The following is a 22,326-nucleotide window of genomic DNA, read 5'->3' as shown; positions in this document are numbered from 1 at the left end:
CGTCACACTAGGGAGCGGTACCTCACTGCGGTGGGCGTAGCTTCGGGAGTTTGCTACGCTGCGCCGGATCGCCTTCCCGACCCTCAGCATCCATGGCCTCGCTCACTAAAATCGCCGGCGGCACGTTGTACGATCCCGCGAACGGAATCGATGGCCAAGTGCGCGATCTCTGGTTTGCCGACGGCAAGATCGTAGCACCTCCCACGCCTGGCACGAAGCCCACCCGCACGATCGACGCGGAGGGTCTGGTGGTGATGCCGGCCGGGGTCGACATGCATTGCCACATCGCTGGGCCGAAAGTAAACGTCGCCCGCAAGCTCCGCGCCGACGATCGCAGCCATCCCGACCAATTGCTGGAGCGAACCCGCCTGGCCGCCGGTGGCAGCACTCGCAGCGGCTCGCTCGGTAGTGTGCCTTCGACGTTTGCCACTGCTTACAAGTACGCCGGGCTTGGCTACACCACCGCGTTCGACGCAGCAGTTCCACCGTCGGGAGCCCGCCAAGCCCACGCCGAACTGGCCGATACTCCCTCGATCGATCGCGGGTTTTACACACTGGTCGGCAATAACCATTACCTAATGGAACGCATCGCTGCGGGGGACCAGGCTGGCACCCAAGCGTTCCTCGCCTGGCTGCTGACCGCCACGCGAAGCTACGCGCCGAAGCTCGTGAATCCTGGTGGAGTCGAAACATGGAAACAACAGGGAGCTGGCCACTCGACCGGGCTCGACGACCTGGTGCCGACGTTCAACGTGACCCCGCGGGCGATCATTCAAGGCATCGCCCAGGCGGCCAACGACCTCGCCCTGCCCCACCCGCTGCACGTGCATTGCAATCAGCTCGGCATGCCTGGCAACTGGCAAACCACGCTGGCTACTATGCAATCGCTCGGCAACCTGCAGGGGCACCTCACCCACATTCAGTTCCACAGCTACGGCGGCGGCCAAGGCGAAGAGCAATCGCTCAAGAGCGAAGTGCCACTGCTGGCCGAGTACATCAACTCGCACGATAACCTGTCGGTCGATGTCGGTCAGGTGCTGTTCGGTAACACCACCAGCATGACTGGCGACGGACCGCTCGGCTACTACTTGCGAAACATCTATGGCGATCGCTGGTACTCGGCCGACACCGAAGTGGAAGCTGGCTGCGGGGTGATGCCGATCGAGTACAAGAACAAGAACTTGGTGCACGCCCTGCAGTGGGCGATCGGCCTCGAGTGGTATCTGCTGGTCGAAGATCCCTGGCGAGTGGTCATGAGCACCGACCACCCGAACGGCGGCTCGTTCCTGGCCTACCCCGAGATCATCCGCCTGCTGATGGATCGCACCTATCGCAACGACGTGCTGGCTACCTGCCCTGCCGAGGTTCGCGAGCGGACCAGCCTGGGAGATCTCGACCGTGAGTACACGCTAGGCGAGATTGCCATCATCACCCGCGCCGGCCCCGCCCGCCTGCTGGGGCTCACGCAGAAGGGGCATCTCGGCGTCGGAGCCGATGCCGACATCACGCTGTACACGCCACACGACAACTGGGCCGAGATGTTCCAGCTGCCAAGGCTGGTATTCAAACGAGGCGAGGTGCTCGTCGAGCAAGGCGAAATCCGCACGGCCAACGTCGGACAAACGCTGCACCTTACGCTCGACTACGATCAAGACCGCCTGAAGGCGCTCGCTGACTGGTGGCGGGCCCATTATTCGTTCGAGCTGGAAAACTTCTCGATCTCCGACCAGGAGTTCGCGCAGCTCGGTTGAGATTCCTCTGCAAGGTTGCCTTAAACCTGTTTGTCGAGCCAATCGAAGAACTGAATCGCCAGGTGTACGACAACCACTAGCACCGCATGCCCAAACGCCCAGCGTGTTCGCCAGTGCCAGAGCTTGGCGATGAGCTCGGGGGTCTTCGTATAGCAAGTGACCGTGAGCAGCAGAAACCCGTAAGCAGCGTAGGTGAACGCTCCCGAGAGCACCATTAAGATCACTAGCTCCCCAAGCGACGCTTGAGGATTGCCTTCGATCAACGCGATCGAGAACACGGTTCCCAGGATGAATTGCTGAATCCACCAGAGTGCAATCAGCGGCCGCAGCAGCCGCGGCCAGTCGGGTTGTCGCAGCGCAGTCGCCAGGGCGACTGGCAGGGTTGGCCGAACGATTCCCGCCACGGTAGTCACGACTTGCCAGCCGGAGAGGATGAATACGAAAGTCCCCCCATGATCACCAGAGGGCTGATCGGCGAGAATTCGATGATACCCGTCACCAGCAACAGCACTCCGACGATCACGTACCCGGTGCCCAAGAAGGTACCAGGCAGCGCGATCAACGCGTCGCCCATCGTGACTAGAGACGAAGCTTGCTCAAGATTCCTCGTTGGAAGTTTCGGCAGTATCTTCAGACTCCTCCTCAGCGGGAACATCGGGCGCAGGTTCGGCAGCGGGCTCGTCAGCTTCCGCGGACTCTTCGGCGGCTTCATTCTCGGCTACCGGCCAGTCGCGGCGAATCCAGCGGACAATCAACGAGATCTCCTCGTCCGATAGCGTATTCAGATCCGGGTCGTCGGCATGCGTCGCGTAGCCCGGCATCAGACGGTCGGCCTCGTCGTAATTGTCTTCGGAATAGTAGAACCGCTCGGTCCGCGGATTGCGAATGAATTCGGTCAACCATTCTTCCGAAGCGTAGTCGGTGAGATCGGGGCCAGCGCCGGCTTCTTCGTCGCCGAGCGTATGGCAGTCGATGCACGAGAGCTCGTTGAGCACGATATCCATGCCCTGCTCCAGCTGCTCGCTCTGCTCTTCGTCCTTTTCCTTCTGGTAAGGCAGCTCCGCTAGGCCCGAAATCGCCCAAGCGGCGGCTCGCACCTGCATTTTGAACGCTTGCTTCTCGTCGTCCGGCAGATCGGCCAGCTCGTCGGTGATGGTTCCCTGCACCCAGTAAACCATGTCGCCTTCGGCAAAAATCGTGTTACCAAAGAACTCGGGACCAACCAGCTTCTCGTGATCGAGCATCCCTTCCATCCACTCGCGACTGCCGAACTTGTACAAGTTGGCTGCGGTCGGCTCGTCGCAAACCACGGTGGTCAGCGGATCGCCCTCTTCGTGAGGATTCTCCAGGCTCACATCGTGATGGCTATGGCAACTCGCGCAATGAGCCTTGAACAATCGCCGGCCAGCGATCAGCGGGTCGCGGCGGGTTTGTCCCCGCGCCCCATCGACCGGAATGCCCATCGAGGCCAGCTCAATCGAGCGTTCGGCTTCGGCGTGGGCCAAACGCAGGTCGGCCAGGTAGTGCTTCGACTTCTCGGTTTTGCCGTTGTAGTCTTCGTTGAACGACAGTGCGGTCAGCACTCCAATGCCCGCGAATACCGACAGCACGAATAGCGTGTTGAACCACCGCCCCAGCTTCCAGTTGCCGATAAACGGCATCAATAGCAGCACCAGCATGATGATACCAGGAATCAGCTGCGAAGCGATAAACATGCCGGACGCGCCGGGGAAGTACTTGAGCAACTGGAACAAGAAGCGGAAGTACCACTCGGGCCGGGCGGTGTTGAACTCCACCGAGCCATCGCTCGGCGGGCCAAGTTCCGCGGGGAATCGCATCGCGATCCACACCACCGTGGCGATCACCGCCAGCGACACCACCGCATCGCGCAGCGCCTGATCGGGCCAGTAGACTCCGTCGGGCTTGTCGGTTTCTTTCTCCGGCGGGGTGAGTCCCTGCCGGCGGCCGACGGCCGCGTGCAGCACCAGAAAGAACACCAAACCAGCAGGCAGCACGCCCATATGCAGCGCGGCGAATCGCGTGAGGGTGTGATGCCCCAGGTCGTCGCCCCCTAAGGCAATCGCTTTGACGTCGTCGCCGATGCTCGGCGAAGCCCCGGCAATGTTGGTCGCCACCTTGGCTGCCCCGAAGCCTCGCTGGTCCCAGGTCAACAGGTAACCGGTCTGCCCGAGTCCCAGCAGCATGACCATCGCGCCGAGTCCGAGCCAGTAAGTCACTTCCCGCGGTCTGCGATACGCCCCATGCACGACTACCTGCAACAAGTGCAGCGACATCAGCAGCATGACCGCCGACGAGGTGTAAAGGTGAATGCCCCGCAACAGCGCGCCGCCGGTCATCTCGTGCTGAATGTAGTACACGCTCTCCCAGGCGGTTTGCGTACTCGGGCTGTAGTGCATCCATAACACAATGCCGGTAATGAACTGCACCACCACGGCAAACAGCAATGTGGTGCCCCACACGTAACGCCAGCGGGCACCACCTGGAATGCGTTGATAAAACACCGACGCGATGGCTTGCTTGATACCAGTGCGGTTATCCAACCAATCGATAAGAGATTTCATGACAGAGCGGGCGGGGTGAGGAACCAGGGAGAGAGGTTCGGAGGGGGGAGGATAGAGGGAGAAGATTCTCAGGCAGGTCGGTAGGCAGGGTGCCAGCAAGCGACTTGGCTGGCTGGGCGAATCGTTAGGCTTGTTGCTTTTCGGCAATGCCTTCCTTGAAACGCTGGTAGTTCACCAGCACGTCGCCGGTCGCCTGGTCGACACGCACTTCGAGCGTATCGAGATCGCGAGGGCTTGCGCCCGAACCACCATCCTGCTTGCCAGTGGTGCTGAACTCTGCGTTATGGCAAGGGCACACGATCTTGTCGATGTCGGGGCGGAAACCAACAATGCAGCCAACGTGGGGGCACGTGCTGCTGATGGCCACGGGGGTCGCCTCTTCGCTTTCACGAATCAACAACACCGGGCGTTCGGGCTGGGGATCGTAGCGATTCCACTTATCGGTCGGCGAGGGATCGATCACCGCAAACTGGTGCGGTTTGCCATCGGCAGGAATCTGACTGAGCGAGGTCACGCGAATCCAGTTGCCGGAGTCGGTGCCCCCCTGCTTCTTCTTTTTGAAGATCGGGTCGAACAGCACGCTGACGCTCGCAGCCACTGGGGCCGCCAGCGCGGCCAAGCCCAATAGGGCCGCCATTACGCTAGATAGGAACGAACGCCGTGGCACGTCCGAGGTGTTGTTTTCATCCGCCATCGCTTTGGTACTCCAGCAAAGTCTGTATGATTAGGTTTTGCTTTCGAACGTCGTTCGTTACGACAATCGCAGGAAGTCTACCAACTTTTCGCGCGCCGTTCAGTCATTCATCTTACTCAACATTGCCTCAACGACCGCTTTGCGGGCATCCTCAAAACCAGCCGAAATTCTAAGCCCGGCCGCAGCCCGGTGACCACCCCCGCCAAAGGTTTCGGCAACCGCCCGCACGTCGAAGTCGCCACGACTCCGCAGGCTGACTTTGGTGAGTTCTGGCTCCAGTTGTACTAATAGTGCTGCAACTTCAACGCCTGCAATGGTTAACAACCGATTCACGACGTCTTCGGAGTCGGAGGGATCGGCGCCGGTTTCCGACAAATCGTCGAGCGTTGCCCCCGAGTGGGCGAACCGCCCGTCAGGGGAGACTTCGATTTTTTGTAGAATCTGTCCCTGCAGATAGACCCGCGCGAGTGAGTTTTGCTCGTACAACTGACTGAAGATGTGGGCCGGATTCGCCCCGGCCGAAACCAGCTTCGACACCGCCGAGTAGGTCGCGGGTCCCACCGATTGAAAGCGGAACCAACCAGTGTCGGTCGCTATCGCGGCAAACAGCGCGCGGGCCATGGTCTCGGTCACTGGCACCCCGAGCGCGGCAATCGCGTCGAGCACCAACCGACCGTTGGCCTCGGCCGAGTCGTTCTTGAACACGACCGCTCCGAGGTCGTCGCCGCTTACGTGATGGTCGATCACCACCTTCTTGGCACTCGACTCGCGAAGCACGTCGCCCATCGGGCCGAGTTGCTGCCAGGCGCTGGTGTCGAGCACCATCATCAGATCGACATCGCTCGCGAGCACCTGACTCGGTAGCACGTCCTTGCCGAGCACTTCGATACGACTCGAGGGATCGATGAACGAGATATTCTCGGGCACCGGATCGGCATTGATGATGCGCACCTTCTTGCCGAGCGACTCCAGGGCCTCGGCCATGGCGATCTCGCTACCGAGCGCATCGCAATCGGGCCGCTGGTGCGACGTAAGTACAAACGATTCGTGTTCGCTTACCAAATCAACGAACGGTCGCCAGACGATCGGCATCAAATCCTCCTTGCAGGTCGACCTCGTTGGGCCAGATATTCATTTGCCATTTGTTTTGCCGTGGCCACGTCGGCCGTGACTTGATGTTTTAGCTCGTCGACCGAAGCAAACGGGCGGGTGTCGCGCAGGCGGTCGAGAAAGTCGACTTCGAGTATGTTGCCATACAGCGCGGCGTCGCAATCGATCAGGTGCACTTCCACCTTGGTGGCCATGTCGCCAAAAGTGGGATTCGGCCCCAAGTTCACCGCCGCAGCGGCGGCACGCTCGGCCACCCAGGCCACGGCTGCGTAGACCCCGTGGGCGGGAAGCAACGTGTCGATGCCTTCGAGGTTGGCCGTGGGGAACCCCAGATCGGTGCCTCGGCCAGCGCCATGGGTTACCAGTCCGCGGATGCGATACGGCGCGGTCAGCCACTCGTGGGCCTGGTGCACTCGTCCCAGGCTGATGAGGTCGCGGACGCGGGTGCTGCTCACCACGGAGCCTTCCACCTCGAGCGGTTCGACGACTTCGACCGCGATGTCGGCCTCGGCGGCAAACTGCTTAAGGGTCTCGACGTTGCCGCCGCGGTTTTTGCCGAAGAAGAAGTTCGGGCCTTCGACCACCGCCTTGGCACCGAGCGACTCGAGGATCACGCGATCGAAAAACTCGCGGGCCGAGAGTGATAGCAGCCCCATGTCGGTCGGGTAGGCCAGCACCCAGTCGATGCCTAGATCGGCCAGCAAATCGGCCTTGCGCTCGGTCCACGTCAGCGGCGGCGGGCAAGCCTCGGGCCGCAACAGCCGGGCGGGATGCGGGTCGAACGTGAACACCACCGCCGGACCGCCTACCTGCTCGGCCTGCGCCTGCAACCGCGAAACGATGCGGGCGTGTCCCTGATGGACCCCATCGAAATTGCCAATGGTTACCGCCCCTCCGCGGGCAATAGGTGGCAAGTCGTGAACATGGCGGACAATCGGCACCGGCGTCTTTCAAATCTCGGCAAAAATAGTACGGAATATAGTATCGAGTCCCCGCCGCAACAGGTCAACGCGGGGCGGGCTTCTGGAGACACCCCTCTACCAATCTGGTAGAATAAACCAGGTCCCCGGAGCAATCCCATTATGAGCGATGCACTTTCTCAAGTCGAAGCGATACTGCCGCAACTATCGAGCAGCGAGCGGATTCTGCTGATTCAGAAGCTCAACGAGGAAATGGGCACTCACCCTGGCTCCGGCATCGACATTCAACCGGGAGTTTGCGGCGGCGAAGCACGTATTATCCGCACTCGCATTCCGGTCTGGCTGCTTGTACAAGCCCGTAATTTAGGCAAGACAGACACCCAGTTGCTGGCCGCCTACCCCTCGCTACGGCCAGACGATCTGACGAACGCCTGGACCTACGCCGCCCGCCACGAGGCGGAGATCGAGGCCCAAATCAAAGAAAATGAATCGGCATAATGGCTCGGCTTTATTCGAACGAAAACTTTCCTCTGCCGGTCGTTACGAGGCTTCGCGAGTTAGGGCACGACGTAATGACCACCGACGATGCCGGTCAGAGCGAACAAGCGATTCCCGACGATCAAGTGCTAGCCTTTGCCATAGCTAACTCTAGAGCGATTCTCACGCTAAATCGCAAACACTTTGTGAAGCTTCATTCATCAACTCCAGAGCATCTTGGAATCGTTGTCTGTACGTTTGATCCTGATTTCGTGGCCCAAGCAGAGAGGATTCACTCGGCCATCGAAGCTTCTAGTCCACTAACCGGACAATTGATCAAAGTTAACCGGCCGGCATAACCTTCCATGCCAACCAATTTGGACGACATCCTGAAGCCGGCCCACCTTCTCCCCGGTGTGAGAACGAAGAATTCGCTATCGCGTGATCCCGACTGTCGGTGCTATTCGCTCGCTAAGCTCTGAAACGCCGCTGGCAAGTAATCGAGCAGGTCGCTCGCGACGAGCGACACTTGCCCCAGCTTGTCGGCGGCCAGGTCGCCGGCTAGTCCATGCACGTGCACGGCCAGTCGCGCGGCGGGCCAGGCTTCGAGTCCCTGGGCGAGCATCGCTGCTACGATGCCGGTGAGCACGTCGCCCGAGCCGCCGGTCGCCATGCCGGGGTTGCCGGTTGCATTCACCGCATATTGCTGGCTGTCGGCCACCACGGTTCCCGCCCCCTTGAGCACTACCACGGTCTGGCCAGCGGGATCGCGTTCGGCCATCGCAACGGCCGCCTTCACTCGGCTTGCGTCGCTTGTGCCGGCGGTGGTCTGCATCAGCCGGGCGTATTCCCCTGGGTGCGGAGTAAGAATGCGAGGCCCGGCCGGCCGGTTCAGAGCTTTGGGCAGCTCGGCCAACGCGTTGAGCCCGTCGGCATCGACCACCATCGGGCACGGTAGCTGCTGGTACAACCGCTCAACCAGGTACATCGCCGGCGACGCTCGCCCGATGCCCGGACCGATAGCGACGACGTCGACCTTGCTGGCCAGTTCGACCACTACCTCATCGGCACGGGCCGACAGGGTTCCGTCGATCTCGTCGTCCCACAGAGCAACGGTCATGTAGTTAGGCGAGAAGCTCGCGACCGTGGGTTGCACGCATCGTGGAGTAGCAACGGTCACCAGCCCCGCTCCGCTCCGCAAAGTGGCCATGCCAGACAGCGAGATCGAGCCCGCCATGCCTCGCGAACCACCTACCAGCAACACGCGACCAAAGCTCCCCTTATGCGAGTCGTGCTCGCGGCTCGGCAACGTTGGCAAGGCTTGAGAGGTTCGGTCGTGCATTCCAGCATTGTAACACAGCGGGATTCGACCCCGCGATAGTCGCCTGTTTTGCGGAATGCTCGCTCTCTGGACCGTTTGGTATACTGCGAACAGCGCCCCGCGACCGAGCGGCGTGCGCCTACACACTTCAGGGGTCCTTAGATGAGTCATCCAACGCGTATCTACCTATTCAGCAGCCTGGTCGTCGCTATCGTGAGCGCCGGCTGCAACGATCCGAATTCCTCTCTGCAGCAATCGACCGGAGCCAACAATCTACCTCCGGGCGTTGCACAGCAACTCGCGAATATTGAGAAGGCCAACGCGGCCGTTTCGGACGAAGTCGACCAGCTATTTCGCGACATTCAAGCGGAGAAGATCAAGCAGATCTACGAACAGACGCTGTCGCCCAAATTCCGCGAGGTCGCAACGCTCGAAGAGTTCGAGACCATCACCGAACGCCTGCGAACGCGTCTGGGCGCGCTGCAGAGCAAGACGATTTCGACATCGGAGGTCAACCCGTACGAAGGCACGTTGGTCGCTTCGGCCAACTACGAGGCAACGTTCGAAAAGGGAGCCGGCAGCCTGCTCGTAAGCTTCGAACAACAGGGCGACGAGTGGCAACTGCTCCGTCTGAGGGTCAACGCCCCGCAGTTGCTCGACGATCCCAGCACTTTTCGGCAACCGACCGAACTGTTTGTCGACAATTCCGAGCCGGTGATGCCGGGTGCGATGGTCGATCTGGTCGACAAGACGGTCGACCCGCCGAAAGTGGTGCTCGAGAATGTTCAGGTGCTGAATGTTCGCTGGAAGGTCTCGGGCCCGTCGAGCAAGCCGACGGCTCCGGCCAGTGGTTTTGTGACCGTGGGCCTTAAACCCGAAGAGGCTAGCACGATCAAGAGCATCGACTCGCTCTCGGTCGCCCCCCACCAATAGGCCTGGGCGAAGCTCGGCAGTGGGCCGACAGCACTCTTCCCCACTTGCGGAGTTTGTGGTCGCAATTGGCCACCTCTTGGCATAGAATCGAGCATGGACAGGTGTGCGCCCGTACAGACACCATCCCCCCAAGTGGGTGCGAGGGCGCGAAGCCGTGAACAACTTACCCAGAGTACCGAACTACCACCGCCTGCGAACATTGCGAGCCAAAATAGATTCCCAGCGGTGGGAATCTATTCTCGCCAGTTCCGAACCACTTACGTCGAGGGACTATGTCGTAACCAACGATCAGCATAAGGTTTAAGCCAATTGGCGACGACGCAAGTAGCGTTAAAAATAGATTCCCATCCGATCGTGTTTCCCCGAAATGGGAATCTATTCGCCGGGCGGGAATCTATTTCGCCAGCTCGACCAGCACCGACCGAGGGCCATCCAATTCCCCCTCTCCCCCAGGCCCGTTAGACTTATCCCTTATGGAATCCAACGCACCGACCACCGAATTGAAACTCACCGGCGAGCGCATTGCGCTGGTCAGCAAACTTGTCAGCATGCCGCGAAACGAAGCGTCGAAGGTCATTTCTGCGCATGGCGGACACCTGCAGGCCAAGCCCGACGAATCGACCACACTGCTCGTCAAAGGAGACGACATGGCCACCACGGCGGTCGCCGAGCAGCTGCCGGAGGAAGTGCGGCAACGCGTCGCCGCGGGTCGGGTGACGCTGGTCGACGAGAGCCAACTGTGGCGGCGGCTCGGCCTGGTGGACGAAGAGGTCGGCGTGAGCCGGCTTTATACCCCCGCGCTGCTGGCCGAGATGGTCGAGGTCGAGGGTCGCGTGATCCATCGCTGGCACCGCCGCGGCTACCTGGAGCCAGCGTGCGAGGTTCGCAAGCTGCCGTATTTCGACTTTGCCGAGGTCCGTGTCGCCCGCCGGCTCGCCGAACTGGTGCACGCCGGGGTGTCGCTGGCTTCGATCGATCGCCAGATGGCCGACCTCGCCCGCCTAGCGCCTGACGTCGACCGGCCGCTCGCCAATCTGTCGATCGTCGTCGAAGGAGGCAAGATTTACTTACGCCGTGGCAGCGACCTGGCCGAACCGAGCGGGCAGTTGCTGATCGACTTTGACGCAGCCGAAGAAGAACCAGTGCCGGAGATCGCCAACCCGGGCCAAAGCGAAGTACCGCCGAGCGCCGAGGAACTCCGCGCCCGAGCGCTCGACCTAGCCGACGAAGGCGAGGTGGCTCCGGCCATCGAACTGTACCGCGGCGTGATGCTCGCCGGCGAAGCCGATGCCGAGGACCACTTTATGCTCGGCGACCTGCTCTACCAGCGGGGCGACTTATCGGCCGCACGCGAGCGATACTACATGGCCATTGAGCAAGACGAAGAATACGACGAAGCCCGCGTGAACCTGGGCTGCGTGCTGCTGGAACTCGGCGACATCGCGATGGCGGCCGACGCGTTCCGCGGCGCCCTGGCCGGCAACCCCCACCTGGCCGACGCCCACTACCACCTGGCCGGCACGCTCGACCGCCTAGGCGACAACGACTCCGCCCGCGAGCACTGGCAAGCGTTCCTCGAACTGGCACCCGAAAGCCCCTGGGCCGAAGAAGCCCATGAGCGGTTGGGGGAGTAGCAGGAAGCAGCGAACAACAAGGAGAGAATTTGGTACGAGACCCGACTTGTCATTAGTATTGAAGACAGCGACGCCCCTCACGACGAAGCATAGCTCGTCGACGATTCCCCAAACTCCCAACTCCGATCTTCAACCTCCATGCCACACTTCTGCACCAGCCTACTTCTGTTTGCCTGCCTGACTTCGGCGGTTGCTCTTGGTCAAAGCGAACCCGCTGCGACTGAGCCAGAAGTAATCGATGGTATTCCGATCACTGGCACCGCGAATCCCGACTTACGGCCGGTCGATGAGATGATGGTCGAGCTGATCAAGAAGATCGACGCCCCTGGCGCCAGCGTCGCCATCTCGCGCGATGGGGTGCTGGTGTACGCCCGTGGGTTCGGGTACCAGGACGAAGAGCAGGCCGAGCCGGTAGAGCCGAACACCCGCTTTCGCATTGCGAGTATCTCGAAGCCGATTACCGCGACTGCCATCATGGCCCTGGTGCACGACGGCAAGCTTTCGCTCGACGACAAGCTGGTCGACCACCTGACCGACGAAGAGCGGGCGGTGGTGAATGAGGAGCTCGCACCGGTCACGCTTCGCCAGTTGTTGCAACACCGCGCCGGCTGGAATCGCGACAAGACGTTCGATCCGATGTTCAAGTCGCGCAGGCGCGACGAAGCTCTCGGCATCGAAGGGCTGGATACCACCGACAAAATCATCCGCGGCATGCTCCCCTTACCGCTGAGCGACGAGCCCGGCAGCAAGTACTCTTACTCGAACTTTGGGTACTGCGTGCTTGGGCGGATCATCGAGCGAACCACCGGCCAGCCGTACGACGAGTACGTCAAGCAGCGAGTGCTGGCTCAGCAAGGCATTTCGACCATGGCCATCGGCAGCACGCTCACTCGCGGTGAGCACGAAACCCGCTATCACACCAACGATGGCCGCAAAGGTCCTGGAGTGGTTGAGGGAGTCGTCGGCCAACGGGTACCGGTGCAGTACGGCGCGTGGTGCCTGGAGAACATGGACGCCCACGGCGGGTGGATCGCTACCGCGGCCGACCTGGTTGCGTTTGCCGATGGCTATAACGACAACAGCCGGTACGACTTCCTGACCGACGACCTGCTCGCTGAAGTCGTCAGCCCCTGCCCGGCCGACGAAGGCAAGAACTCGTACTACGGGCTCGGATGGCTCGTAGTGCATGTCGGCGACAAGCAGCACTACAACATGTGGCACAATGGCTCGCTGCCTGGCACGTCGACCATCCTGGTCCGCCGGCACGATGGCTTCAACTGGGCGGTGCTGTTCAACACCCGCGACATCGAAGGGGGAGGTGCTCCCTCGGGCAAGGTCGACCCGCTCATGCACGAAGCGGTGAACAAGGTGCAGCAGTGGCCCGCACAACCGGTAAGCGTCGAGTAGCTGCTCGACCCACGTAAGCGATGAAGAAAGACCCACCCATGCGATACGCTCCTCTCGAATCACTACGGCCAACGCTGCTGATGCTCGCCCTCGCGTTACTCGCATCCACTCAAGTGCTGGCGGCCGACACGCGTCCGAACATCGTGGTGCTCCTGGCCGACGACCTCGGCTACGGCGACGTCGGCTTCCACGGCAGTTCGATTCGCACGCCGAACCTCGACCAGCTCGCTGCCACCGGGGTGACGCTTGAGCGGTACTACGTCGCGCCGATGTGTTCGCCGACGCGGGCGGGGCTGATGACCGGGCGGTACCCGATTCGGTTCGGCATGATGCGTTCGGTGGTGCCGCCATATCGTGATTTTGGACTCGATCCTGCGGAGGTGACGATCGCCGATATGCTGGCGACCGCTGGCTACGAACATCGCGCAGTGATCGGCAAATGGCACCTGGGTCACCGCCGCACGAAGTGGCTGCCCGGTTCGCAAGGCTTCACCCACGCGGTCGGCTGTTATAACGGCGCGATCGACTACTTTACCCACCAGCGCGATGGGCAGCTCGACTGGCATCGCAACGGCCAGCCCGACCTCACCGAAGGTTACGTGACCGACATGGTAGGCGACGCGGCCGTGGAGTTCATCGAAGGAGTTCCCCTGAGCGAGCCGTACTTGCTATACGTTCCGTTCACCGCGCCGCACTCTCCGTTCCAGGCGAAAGACGAGGACCTGGCCAAGTATCCTAAGCTCAAAGGCAAACAGAAAACCTACGCGGCGATGGTCGACTCGCTCGATCAGGCGATCGGTCGTATCCTGACCGCCATCGACGAGCGGGGCGATGCCGAAAACACGTTCGTGCTGTTCTCCAGCGACAACGGCGGAGTCGCCAGCGTTGGTAGCAACGGCCCGCTCAAAGGACACAAGCTCACTCCCTACGAGGGTGGCGTTCGCGTGGCCGCCGCGGCTCGCTGGCCGCAAGGTCAGGTAGTCGGTGGACGAACCATCGAGCAGCCGATGGGTTACCTCGACGTGTTTCCCACGCTCATGCAAGTCGCCGAAGTCAGCGAGACGCCTGGCCATCCGCTCGACGGAGTCGGCATGCTCCCCACGCTGCAAGGCGATACGACTCCGGTAGAGCGGCCCTGGTACACGTACATGGATCAAAACGGGGGTCGCCGACAACACGTGGCCGTGCACCATGGCCCCTGGAAACTGGTAGGCCACCGCCCCGCGCCCGATGCCGCGCAAGGCAAGACCGTGTACGAACTCTACCGCCTGGCCGACGATCCGAACGAAACGACCGACGTCGCCGAGCAGCATCCGGAAGTGGTCGAGCAATTGAAAGAGAGCCTCGAGCGATTCTTTAGCTGGCAAGCCGCCCAGCAAGTCCCCCGCTACGACGAAGGCCGCGACGAACTGCCGCCGCTTGAGAATTGGACGCCGAGGGAATAAGGGTTGGAGCGTCGCACCACACCAAGCACCGCACCCAAGTTAGAAAGCAACACTACTTTGAATCGTTATGCAGAGATTAGTGATACTCAGCTGAGAGGCTTTACGCATCCGGTTGAGTTGATTGCGAAATATCATCGCGGTGACCCAAACGACTTAGCCGTAGGGTCGTGTTGCAATACAACACCTGTCGACGAGTTATATCAGGAGCTCAGCACGGCTGGCCTGGAACGATTGATTCAATATGGTGAAACACTCATTTGCGACGGAGATGGTTTTCGTTTTAGAAATCTATGCGCATCGCTGGCAGCATTTACGGAAGCTGACTTGGAGCCGCTTCTAAGAAGTATGATTGAAGCAGACCTCTACGAACCAGATTTTGCTTTTAACAAGGCGTCAAAGGATCTGGCAAGTCGTCTTCTTGACCAGCTGAAAACCGATGAAGACAATCGCCTTGAGATTCTCTTTGCCCTTGCTTGGACAGGGGATGTAGAAGCAATCGAGTGGTGCACAAGGCAAGGCTGGCAACTACCAGCTAAGTGGACTATCCCAGCTTGCACAAAGGTCGCGGGGTGGGAACTGGACAGCAAAGGTGCTCGGCGTGACCTCTATTACACTCAATGCTACGCGTTGCGTTATGGCAAGTCGCCCGATCCCCAGCAGTTTCGCGCAATCACCCCACGCACCGACAACTGCCCCTGGTGCTCGCGGCCGCTGATCAACTTATTGGAACTGGGAGCCACGACTCTTGCGAAGCTAGGAATCACAGGCTTTGAACAGGGCCTCCAGATCGCGACGTGCGACGTATGCACTGCCTTCGCATCTAGCCTGTTTGGCGAGCTGAATCAATCAGGCTATAGCGAATGGTCGCTGCACAATGTGCGTCCAGATTACTTACCTGACGATGCTGATTCATGGGAAGGCTTGCCGACTGATTGCTTACACTTAGCCGCAGAGCGTCCACCACTATTTGCGGCAAACCAATTTCTTTCTACCACGTTCTCACAACTTGGTGGACACCCAACTTGGATACAGTGCGCCGCCTATCCAACGTGCCCGGAATGCAAGCAGACGATGATGTGTCTGGCCCAGATCGATCACTCAGAAATCGAGGAATACGCCGAAGGGACCTATTACGCGTACCTTTGTCCTGAGTGCCGAGTGACTGCAACCAACTACCAACAAACCTGAGTCCCCGCACGGCTCCCCCAATCGCGGGCGATCCGTTACAATCCGTGCATGTTTTTCCGGCGAGACCTAGCTCGTTGGCCCATCGAACTTTCAACTCCTAAGTTTCCACTCATGTCGCAATCCGCCTTCGGTACCGTGAAGATTCGCCGCGAAGATCTGCCTAAGGGAGGCAACCTGTGCGAACATTGCACGGCCAAGTGTTGTCATTACATCGCGGTGCCGTACGAGACGCCCGACTGTTTTGAGGACATGGAGTACATCCGCTGGATCGTGCTGCACCACAACGCGACGTTCTTCAAGGACGACGAAGACTGGTACCTGCTGGTGCATACCGTGTGCGAAAAGCTGGCCGACGACTACCGCTGCGGCATCTACGAGAACCGCCCCCAGATCTGCCGCGACTACAGCTTTGAGAATTGCGAATACGACGAGGACTGGACCTACGACTTCTACCTGGAAACCCACGACCAAGTGTGGGAATACAGCGAAGCGTGCTACAAGTCGAAAGGCAAAAACATCCGCAGCAAGAAACCCGACCTGCTGCCAGTGATGGCTTAGGCGATTGGCTGCCGGTCGTTTAGCCCCGAGCCGCAGGCGACGGCACCCGACGACAACGTCCCTCTCGGCCTGATTTTTTTGGAACACTAGGTCGTGTTGACATTTATGTAGCGTAGATTTTGTCGAAATGGTATCACGGTGTCGTCCCCTACCTGCTCATGGAGGAGCGAATAGATGCGACGGCACGAACTGACAGACGAACAATGGTTGAAGATTCGAGGCCATTTGCCTGGCAAATCCGGCGATCCCGGTCGAACCGCGGCGAGCAATCGTCGGTTCGTGAACGCGGTGTTGTGGATCGCCCGCACAGGCGCGCCGTGGCGCGATCTTCCCACTCGCTTTGGCCCTTGGAATTCGGTATTTCAGCGTTTCAATCGATGGTGCAAGCGTGGCGTCTGGCGGCAAGTCTTGGAGACTCTGGGCGAAGAGCCCGACTTGGAGCACTTGCTACTCGACTCGACAACGGTCCGAGCCCATCAACACGCAGCGGGCGTAAAAGGGGGCTCGGTGGCGAAGCCATGGGCCGCTCGCGCGGAGGTTGGGGAACGAAAGTCCACGCCGCGGTAACGGGCGATGGCCGCCCGGTTCGTCTGACTTTGACGGGTGGCAACCGACACGACATGCACCAAGCAGAAACGCTGCTGGAAGGACTAACTCCCGAATACGTCGTCGCCGACAAAGGGTATGATTGCCATTGGTTTCGCGATCAGATTCGTCGCCAAGGCGCGAAGCCGGTGATTCCGACTCGCCGTGGGTTTCGACAGAAAAGGTACGATCGCACACGCTATAAACTCCGAAATGTCGTGGAGCGGTTCTTCAACCGGTTAAAACACTACCGTAGGGTCGCTACACGATACGATAAAACTGATCGAAACTACGATGGATTCCTCTGCCTGGCGTCACTCATGATCAGCTTGGCATGAATGTCAACACGACCTAATCTTCGCTAATAGTCGCTGATGGGATTAGTAAAGATTAGCGGTTATTAGCGTAGATTAGTGTTCCCCCTCTCCGAACTTTATCCCCGACACCTCCCCCCTACCCCATGATCCAGCCCCGTACGCTTAAAGGTTTCCGCGACTATTTGCCTCAGGCCATGCTGCCTCGCGAGGCGCTGATGCAGACCGCGCGGGAGGTGTATCGTTCGTACGGGTTTGCGCCAATCGACACGCCGGCGCTCGAGTACCTGGAGATCCTGGCCGGCAAGGGCTCGGACGAGACCGACAAGCAGCTCTACAAGTTTACCGACGCCGGCGGGCGGGAGGTCGGCATGCGGTTCGACCTCACGGTGCCGCTCGCCCGGTTCTCGGCCCAGTACGCCCAGGAACTGGGGCTGCCATTCAAGCGGTACCACATTGCCCCCGTCTGGCGCGGCGAGAACACCCAGCGGGGCCGCTACCGCGAGTTCATCCAGTGCGACTTCGACACCATCGGCACCGAGTCGGTCGCCAGCGACATTGAGACCGCGCTGGTGATTCACGATCTCTTGACCCAAATCGGCTTCGGCGGGCAGTTCACCCTGCAGGTGAATCACCGCGGCGTGCTAAACGGCGTGCTCGAATCGCTCGGGCTGTTGGATCAGTCGACGCACGTGCTGCGAGCCATCGATAAGCTGGCGAAGATCGGCCCAGAGAAGGTCGCCGCCGAAATGCAGTCCACGGCCGGCGCGACCGCCGAGCAGGCCGACAAGGTGCTGGCGTTTGCCGCCCTCAGCGGTACCAACGACCAAGTACTCGAGCAACTCGCCCCGATGGTTGAAGGCTCGGAAGTCGGCCAGGCGGGACTCGCCCGATTGACTGAAGTGCTGGCTGGCATTTCAGCCGCTGGCGTGGATCCCGCGCGGGTGAAGCTCGACGTGTCGATCGCCCGCGGGCTCGACTACTACACCGGCATGATCTACGAGACCACGCTCGCGCAGCTGCCCGACATCGGCAGCGTTGCCAGCGGTGGGCGGTACGACAATCTGGCCCAGATGTTTACCAAGCAGCGGCTGCCAGGCATCGGCGCGTCGCTCGGCCTCGACCGCTTGCTATCGGCCATGGAAGAGCTGGGCCTGCTGCCCGAAGTACGCACGCCGGCCGAGGTGTTTGTTCCGCTGTTCAATGCCGAGCTGCTGGGTCCGCTGCTGAAACTAGCGGCCGATCTGCGAGCCGCCGGCCTGAAGGTCGAACTGTATGGCGAGCCCAAAAAGCTCGGCAAGCAGTTGCAATACGCCGACAAACGCGGCCACCGCGTGGCAGTGATCGCCGGCCCCGACGAAATAGCAGCCGGACAGTGTCAGGTAAAGAACCTGAGTGATGGGTCGAGCGAAACCGTCGCACAAAGCGAAGCGGCCGCGAAGATCACCAAGATATTGAGTGAGGCAAACGCCGGCGAGTAGCCCGTGGCCCATGGCTTACGGCTTACGGCTTACGGCTTACGGCTTAAAGCCTACATCCCACGCGCTACTGCTCCATGAAGTGTCCACACTTCGGGCACTTGGCGTACCACATCGGTACCGACTGGTTGCAGAACTCGCATTTCACATGATGCCGGATCACGCTCGAGCCGAGCAGACTGCCGCTGGTGCTCGAGTCCATCTCTTGCGGCATGTCGTCGAAAATCGAGGAGCTTTCGTTGTCGGCTGGATGATGCATGTGCCGCTGTTCGTCGACCACCGCCTGACGATAGGCCTTCTGCATTTTGTCCGCGGCATCCAACGCGGGTACCTCGACAATGACCTGCCCGATGCAATGCGGGCATAAGCCGCGTTTGCCGGCATACTTGTCTTTGACCTTAAAGATGTGCCCATGCGGACACCGCACCTGAATGCCCATGACCAGCACTCCTGCTTTGTAGCCACTGGCATTCCCGCCAGCAGCATTGCATCTTGCTGCCTCCCCTGGCTGCAAGACAAATAGAAAAGAACCGCTGTCGACTATCAGCATACCGGCAATTGCATCGCAAAGCAATAAAATCCTGGGCAATGATTTTCGAGATCGATTGTCTACCTCCGACGGAGGGTTTGCCCGGGGTGGCGGTGCGCGGGCGCGCGAGGGGGCGACCCTGCTTATCAAGTAAACTAGGTAACCAGCTTGACTTTTAGCCGCTCTACTCCACAATGCTGGCAGCAGAAACGTTTCTATTTGCCGATGCGAATCCTGAGCATTTCCCACCCCGATTCCCCCCATCGTATCGGCTTTTATCGCACGCACGCGACAGTAGCGACCGCTGCTGATATGTAAACTGGAACGCATCGATCACTTACAGTCCGCTAGCGGCCGGCGCTACCAGTGCGCAGGGGGCCGTACGGCTGCAAACATGCGTTTTATACTAGCTTTGGGAATCGCAACTAAATGGCAAGGAAAGCCCCGACTTCCAGCACCTACCGGCAAGTAGGCACCTATCAGCGACTCTGCAAGCAGCTGTTCGAGCTGCCCGATGACGGACGTCTGGACAAACAACTCTCGTATTGGGTACTCCCCACCGACCGGCGGTTGCCGATCGCTTTTCTCGACCGCGACCTTCGCACGCTGCTCGAAGTGCCGTTTGAGCAATTGATCAAAACGCCCGGCGTGGGACAAAAGAAGATCGAAGGCCTATTCACTCTGATTCGGCGGGCGATCAAGGCCGACGTGTGCAATACGCCGTTCGGGATGGACGAGCGTCACGCGACCGGCACCGACCTTGGCACAGGCTTCGATCCCACCGCGGTCTCCGAGTCGCTTTGGGCCAGCTGGTGCGAGTCGGTCCGTCGGCATGAGTTCGTCGACTACAAGCTAGGCCAGCTCGCTCCCTCGCTGCAGATGCTGCCGACCGTGATCTGGCACAAGTCGCTCGGGGAGTACGTCGACAAGTCGCTAGCCGAGATTCGCCGCATGCGCACCCACGGCGAGAAACGGCTGCATGCCATTCTCGAGGTGTTCTGCACCGTACACGAGGCTGTGTCGACCTCCACGCCGAGCCATACGCTCGACCTGCAACTGGTGCCGCGGTTCGTGCCGCCGGTGGTCGATTGGCTGACCAGCGTACTCGACCTACCCAAGCCTCCTACGCTGCCTGAAGTACGTCGCAACCTGGTGACTCCATTGCTAACGCAGATTCGCACCGACCTCGGCGAGCAAGTAGCCGACCTGGCGAGCGAACGCCTGCAGACCGATGGCAACACCCCCACGGTAAAGCAACAAGCCGAGCGACTTGGGGTGACCCGCGCTCGCGTCTACCAGTTGCTCGAAGACTGCAGCAAAGTGATGGAAGTCCGCTGGCCCACGGGGCGGTGGCTGCTGATTCCGCTCGAAGCCCGGGCGGTCGACGCGTCGCCCCGCGCTCAACAATTAGTGCGGGCGGCGTGCGAGCTGTTCTACCCCCGCTCGACCTCCGCTTCGCAAACGTTGGCGACCTCGTAGTCGTCCGCTCCTTTGGCGGCGATGGTTTCGCACTCGAATCCTCTCGCCGATACCTTCTACAAGCCTTCCGTGGGTGTCGGCCCAATTGCTTTAAGTGCTTACCCCACTGCAAGTTGCGACTACCTGACGACGGCGTGTGGGACATATGCGCGAGAGACGTTTCTTCCGAAAATTGGACACCTTCACAGGCGGGAACTACTATTGAACTGGTGGTTCTACTGCTGTTAAAGGTAGAGTCGCTACAGGTGGAACCACAGGCGCCCAAACTGCAAAGGCAGGATTGCATGCAAGTGTGAGGAGACCTTCTCAGATGCACGAACATCCACGAGGTAAACAGGTTCGTCAGTTCTTTGCCGGCGTGACCGAGTACGTTTTCCAGACTCGACTGGGGGTGGCCGATCCACCGTTGGTCGATTATCTATCGGAGCTCTTAACGCGTTTCCTACGTCTCGACGACGTCTATTCGGTACGCACCCCGCGTGGCGATCGACTGACGCAAGTCGCCGACATGCTGGTGGAAGTCTCTCAGCGGCAAGGACCTGCGAAGCGGCAACTGCATCGCCATATCGGCGACTTCACGCTGTTCTGGACCGGTGTTTATCCCGAGGTGGCCGATCGCATGCGTAAGATCGGCGGCAAAGACGTGATGCTCGACTACCGCGATCAAGGCAAACGCAACTACCGTCTGGCGAGCACGATTCCCGTGGAGAAAGAACTCGCCCCGTCCGAAGTGCTGCAACGACTGTCGGACTGCTTCGACATCTGCACCGTCGGCCTGGCTGAAGTTCGCAAAGAGTGGGAGTCGGAAGAAAACAGCGCCGGACCGATCTTGTTCGAGTAGCCCGGCTGCTAGTTTCTTGTACTCTCCGAGTTTTTTTGGCCACGGATGAAACACGGATCAGCAATCGGCCCACATCCGTGTTCAATCTGTGTGAATCCGTGGCTAAAAAACACCCCAGAAGCCCGTTAGGTCACAAGGCCCTTGGTTACCATCATGAACACATCTTCGAGCGTCGGTTCTTTGTCGGCGAACGAAATCAGTCCGACGTCGGACGTTGCTAGCTGACGCATCAGGCGTTGCACGTCGGTGTCTTCGCCCCCCATTTCGACAATGCAGTTGCGGCTGTTGACTTGGACGCTTCGCACGTGGGGATCGCTGCGAATCAAGCTGATGCCAGCTTCCATGTCGCCGGCGAAGCGAATCTCAAGCCGGTGGTTCTGCTGAATCTGGCGGTAGACTTCGTCGATCGGGCCGTGGAGCAGCAGCTGCCCCCGCTCGATGATGCCGATCGAGGTACAGCAGTCGGCCAGTTCGGTGAGGATATGGCTCGAGATAAGAATGGTTTTGCCCATTCTTCGTAGCTCTTTGAGCAGTGCTTTCACCTCCAACCGGGCGCGGGGGTCGAGACCACTGGCTGGTTCGTCGAGAATCAGCACCGGAGGATCGTGCACCAAGGTCTTGGCCAGGCACAAACGCTGCTTCATGCCGCGCGACAAGCCGTTGACGTAGTCGTCGCGTTTGTGGGTCAGATCGAGCAGCTCCAGCACGTCGCCGATCACGCCCTTGCGCTGGCCCTTCGGTATCTGGTAGGCGACCGCAAAGAAATCGAGGAACTCCCAGACCTTCATGCCGTCGTACACGCCGAAGGTGTCGGGCATGTAGCCGACGCTTTGCCGCACCGCCAGTGGGTCGCTGGTAACGCTATGCCCGTTGACCGTGGCCTCGCCAGTGGTGGCACGCAGCAGCGTGGCGAGAAAGCGAATGGTCGTGCTTTTGCCGGCCCCGTTCGGGCCGATGAAGCCAAACATCTCGCCCGCGGCGATGTCGAGATTCAAGTTCTCTACCGCGACAAAGTCGCCATAGGTCTTGCCAAAGTTGCGAATCGAAATCATGGCGTGCAGCGGGGAACCAAGTTCAGGA

General features: G+C 60.2%; 21 protein-coding genes and 1 pseudogene. 13 read left to right on the top strand and 9 right to left on the bottom strand.

Annotation, left to right across the window (positions count from 1 at the left end; translation table 11 throughout):
• Nucleotides 1-92: 92 nt before the first annotated feature.
• Complete coding sequence (locus Pan181_RS03685; protein WP_145245541.1) at nucleotides 93-1,751, top strand: formylmethanofuran dehydrogenase subunit A; 1,659 nt, start codon at nucleotides 93-95, stop codon at nucleotides 1,749-1,751.
• A gap of 20 nt (nucleotides 1,752-1,771) precedes the next feature.
• Here Pan181_RS03685 and Pan181_RS03680 read toward each other — a convergent pair whose 3' ends face one another.
• The 6 genes from Pan181_RS03680 to Pan181_RS03660 form a co-directional block, all read right to left on the bottom strand.
• Nucleotides 1,772-2,164: a hypothetical protein gene (locus Pan181_RS03680; protein ID WP_145245540.1), complete on the bottom strand. Its 393-nt coding sequence runs from the start codon at nucleotides 2,162-2,164 to the stop codon at nucleotides 1,772-1,774.
• The gene (locus Pan181_RS25880) at nucleotides 2,161-2,325 is read right to left on the bottom strand and encodes a hypothetical protein (RefSeq protein ID WP_197528883.1); all 165 of its coding nucleotides are present in this window, start codon (nucleotides 2,323-2,325) and stop codon (nucleotides 2,161-2,163) included. Before Pan181_RS25880 ends, Pan181_RS03680 begins: the two co-directional genes overlap by 4 nt.
• Nucleotides 2,326-2,347: 22 nt before the next feature.
• Entirely contained in the window at nucleotides 2,348-4,333 is a 1,986-nt protein-coding gene (locus Pan181_RS03675) for a cytochrome b N-terminal domain-containing protein (protein ID WP_145245539.1), read from the bottom strand.
• Between the two features lie 124 nt (nucleotides 4,334-4,457).
• Nucleotides 4,458-5,027: a QcrA and Rieske domain-containing protein gene (locus Pan181_RS03670; protein ID WP_145245538.1), complete on the bottom strand. Its 570-nt coding sequence runs from the start codon at nucleotides 5,025-5,027 to the stop codon at nucleotides 4,458-4,460.
• Between the two features lie 99 nt (nucleotides 5,028-5,126).
• Complete coding sequence (locus Pan181_RS03665; RefSeq protein ID WP_145245537.1) at nucleotides 5,127-6,119, bottom strand: DHH family phosphoesterase; 993 nt, start codon at nucleotides 6,117-6,119, stop codon at nucleotides 5,127-5,129.
• Complete coding sequence (locus tag Pan181_RS03660) at nucleotides 6,119-7,078, bottom strand: bifunctional riboflavin kinase/FAD synthetase (protein ID WP_145245536.1); 960 nt, start codon at nucleotides 7,076-7,078, stop codon at nucleotides 6,119-6,121. The genes Pan181_RS03665 and Pan181_RS03660 overlap by 1 nt, the downstream gene beginning before the upstream one ends.
• A gap of 141 nt (nucleotides 7,079-7,219) precedes the next feature.
• On the opposite strand from Pan181_RS03660, the gene Pan181_RS03655 reads away from it, so the two are divergent.
• Nucleotides 7,220-7,555, top strand: a complete 336-nt coding sequence (locus Pan181_RS03655; RefSeq protein WP_145245535.1) for a DUF433 domain-containing protein — start codon at nucleotides 7,220-7,222, stop codon at nucleotides 7,553-7,555.
• Nucleotides 7,555-7,893, top strand: coding sequence for a DUF5615 family PIN-like protein (locus Pan181_RS03650; protein ID WP_145245534.1), 339 nt, complete (start codon nucleotides 7,555-7,557; stop codon nucleotides 7,891-7,893). The genes Pan181_RS03655 and Pan181_RS03650 overlap by 1 nt, the downstream gene beginning before the upstream one ends.
• A gap of 101 nt (nucleotides 7,894-7,994) precedes the next feature.
• On the opposite strand, the gene Pan181_RS03645 is transcribed toward Pan181_RS03650, so the two are convergent.
• On the bottom strand, nucleotides 7,995-8,876 hold the full coding sequence (locus Pan181_RS03645) for an NAD(P)H-hydrate dehydratase (protein ID WP_145245533.1): 882 nt from the start codon (nucleotides 8,874-8,876) through the stop codon (nucleotides 7,995-7,997).
• A gap of 141 nt (nucleotides 8,877-9,017) precedes the next feature.
• On the opposite strand from Pan181_RS03645, the gene Pan181_RS03640 reads away from it, so the two are divergent.
• The 8 genes and pseudogenes from Pan181_RS03640 (at nucleotide 9,018) to hisS (ending at nucleotide 18,400) form a co-directional block, all read left to right on the top strand.
• A complete protein-coding gene (locus tag Pan181_RS03640; RefSeq protein ID WP_145245532.1) occupies nucleotides 9,018-9,788 on the top strand; it encodes a hypothetical protein in 771 nt (256 codons plus the stop codon).
• A 473-nt stretch (nucleotides 9,789-10,261) separates the two neighbouring features.
• Nucleotides 10,262-11,422 carry a tetratricopeptide repeat protein gene (locus Pan181_RS03635; RefSeq protein ID WP_145245531.1) on the top strand — a complete coding sequence of 387 codons (1,161 nt, stop codon included), beginning with the start codon at nucleotides 10,262-10,264 and terminating at the stop codon, nucleotides 11,420-11,422.
• Between the two features lie 138 nt (nucleotides 11,423-11,560).
• Nucleotides 11,561-12,829, top strand: coding sequence for a serine hydrolase domain-containing protein (locus tag Pan181_RS03630; protein WP_145245530.1), 1,269 nt, complete (start codon nucleotides 11,561-11,563; stop codon nucleotides 12,827-12,829).
• Nucleotides 12,830-12,867: 38 nt separating this feature from the next.
• Entirely contained in the window at nucleotides 12,868-14,274 is a 1,407-nt protein-coding gene (locus Pan181_RS03625) for a sulfatase-like hydrolase/transferase (RefSeq protein ID WP_197528881.1), read from the top strand.
• A 57-nt stretch (nucleotides 14,275-14,331) separates the two neighbouring features.
• Nucleotides 14,332-15,462: a hypothetical protein gene (locus tag Pan181_RS03620; protein ID WP_197528880.1), complete on the top strand. Its 1,131-nt coding sequence runs from the start codon at nucleotides 14,332-14,334 to the stop codon at nucleotides 15,460-15,462.
• A gap of 111 nt (nucleotides 15,463-15,573) precedes the next feature.
• The gene (locus tag Pan181_RS03615; RefSeq protein ID WP_145245527.1) at nucleotides 15,574-16,020 is read left to right on the top strand and encodes a YkgJ family cysteine cluster protein; all 447 of its coding nucleotides are present in this window, start codon (nucleotides 15,574-15,576) and stop codon (nucleotides 16,018-16,020) included.
• Nucleotides 16,021-16,194: 174 nt separating this feature from the next.
• Nucleotides 16,195-16,943: pseudogene (locus Pan181_RS03610) on the top strand (IS5 family transposase).
• 122 nt (nucleotides 16,944-17,065) lie between these two features.
• On the top strand, nucleotides 17,066-18,400 hold the full coding sequence (gene hisS, locus Pan181_RS03605; protein ID WP_145245526.1) for a histidine--tRNA ligase: 1,335 nt from the start codon (nucleotides 17,066-17,068) through the stop codon (nucleotides 18,398-18,400).
• 64 nt (nucleotides 18,401-18,464) lie between these two features.
• Here the strand turns inward: hisS and Pan181_RS03600 are convergent, their stop codons facing one another.
• Nucleotides 18,465-18,836 carry a hypothetical protein gene (locus Pan181_RS03600; RefSeq protein WP_145245525.1) on the bottom strand — a complete coding sequence of 124 codons (372 nt, stop codon included), beginning with the start codon at nucleotides 18,834-18,836 and terminating at the stop codon, nucleotides 18,465-18,467.
• 519 nt (nucleotides 18,837-19,355) lie between these two features.
• On the opposite strand from Pan181_RS03600, the gene Pan181_RS03595 reads away from it, so the two are divergent.
• Both Pan181_RS03595 and Pan181_RS03590 read left to right on the top strand, forming a co-directional pair.
• Nucleotides 19,356-20,405 (top strand): hypothetical protein, encoded by a 1,050-nt coding sequence (locus Pan181_RS03595; RefSeq protein WP_145245524.1) that lies wholly within the window; start codon nucleotides 19,356-19,358, stop codon nucleotides 20,403-20,405.
• Between the two features lie 310 nt (nucleotides 20,406-20,715).
• Nucleotides 20,716-21,246 carry a hypothetical protein gene (locus Pan181_RS03590; RefSeq protein WP_145245523.1) on the top strand — a complete coding sequence of 177 codons (531 nt, stop codon included), beginning with the start codon at nucleotides 20,716-20,718 and terminating at the stop codon, nucleotides 21,244-21,246.
• A 125-nt stretch (nucleotides 21,247-21,371) separates the two neighbouring features.
• Here Pan181_RS03590 and Pan181_RS03585 read toward each other — a convergent pair whose 3' ends face one another.
• Complete coding sequence (locus Pan181_RS03585; RefSeq protein ID WP_145245522.1) at nucleotides 21,372-22,298, bottom strand: ABC transporter ATP-binding protein; 927 nt, start codon at nucleotides 22,296-22,298, stop codon at nucleotides 21,372-21,374.
• Nucleotides 22,299-22,326 lie beyond the last annotated feature (28 nt).

Source organism: Aeoliella mucimassa (assembly GCF_007748035.1).
GTDB classification, from domain to species: domain Bacteria; phylum Planctomycetota; class Planctomycetia; order Pirellulales; family Lacipirellulaceae; genus Aeoliella; species Aeoliella mucimassa.
This window is presented reverse-complemented; position numbering and strand designations above follow the sequence as displayed.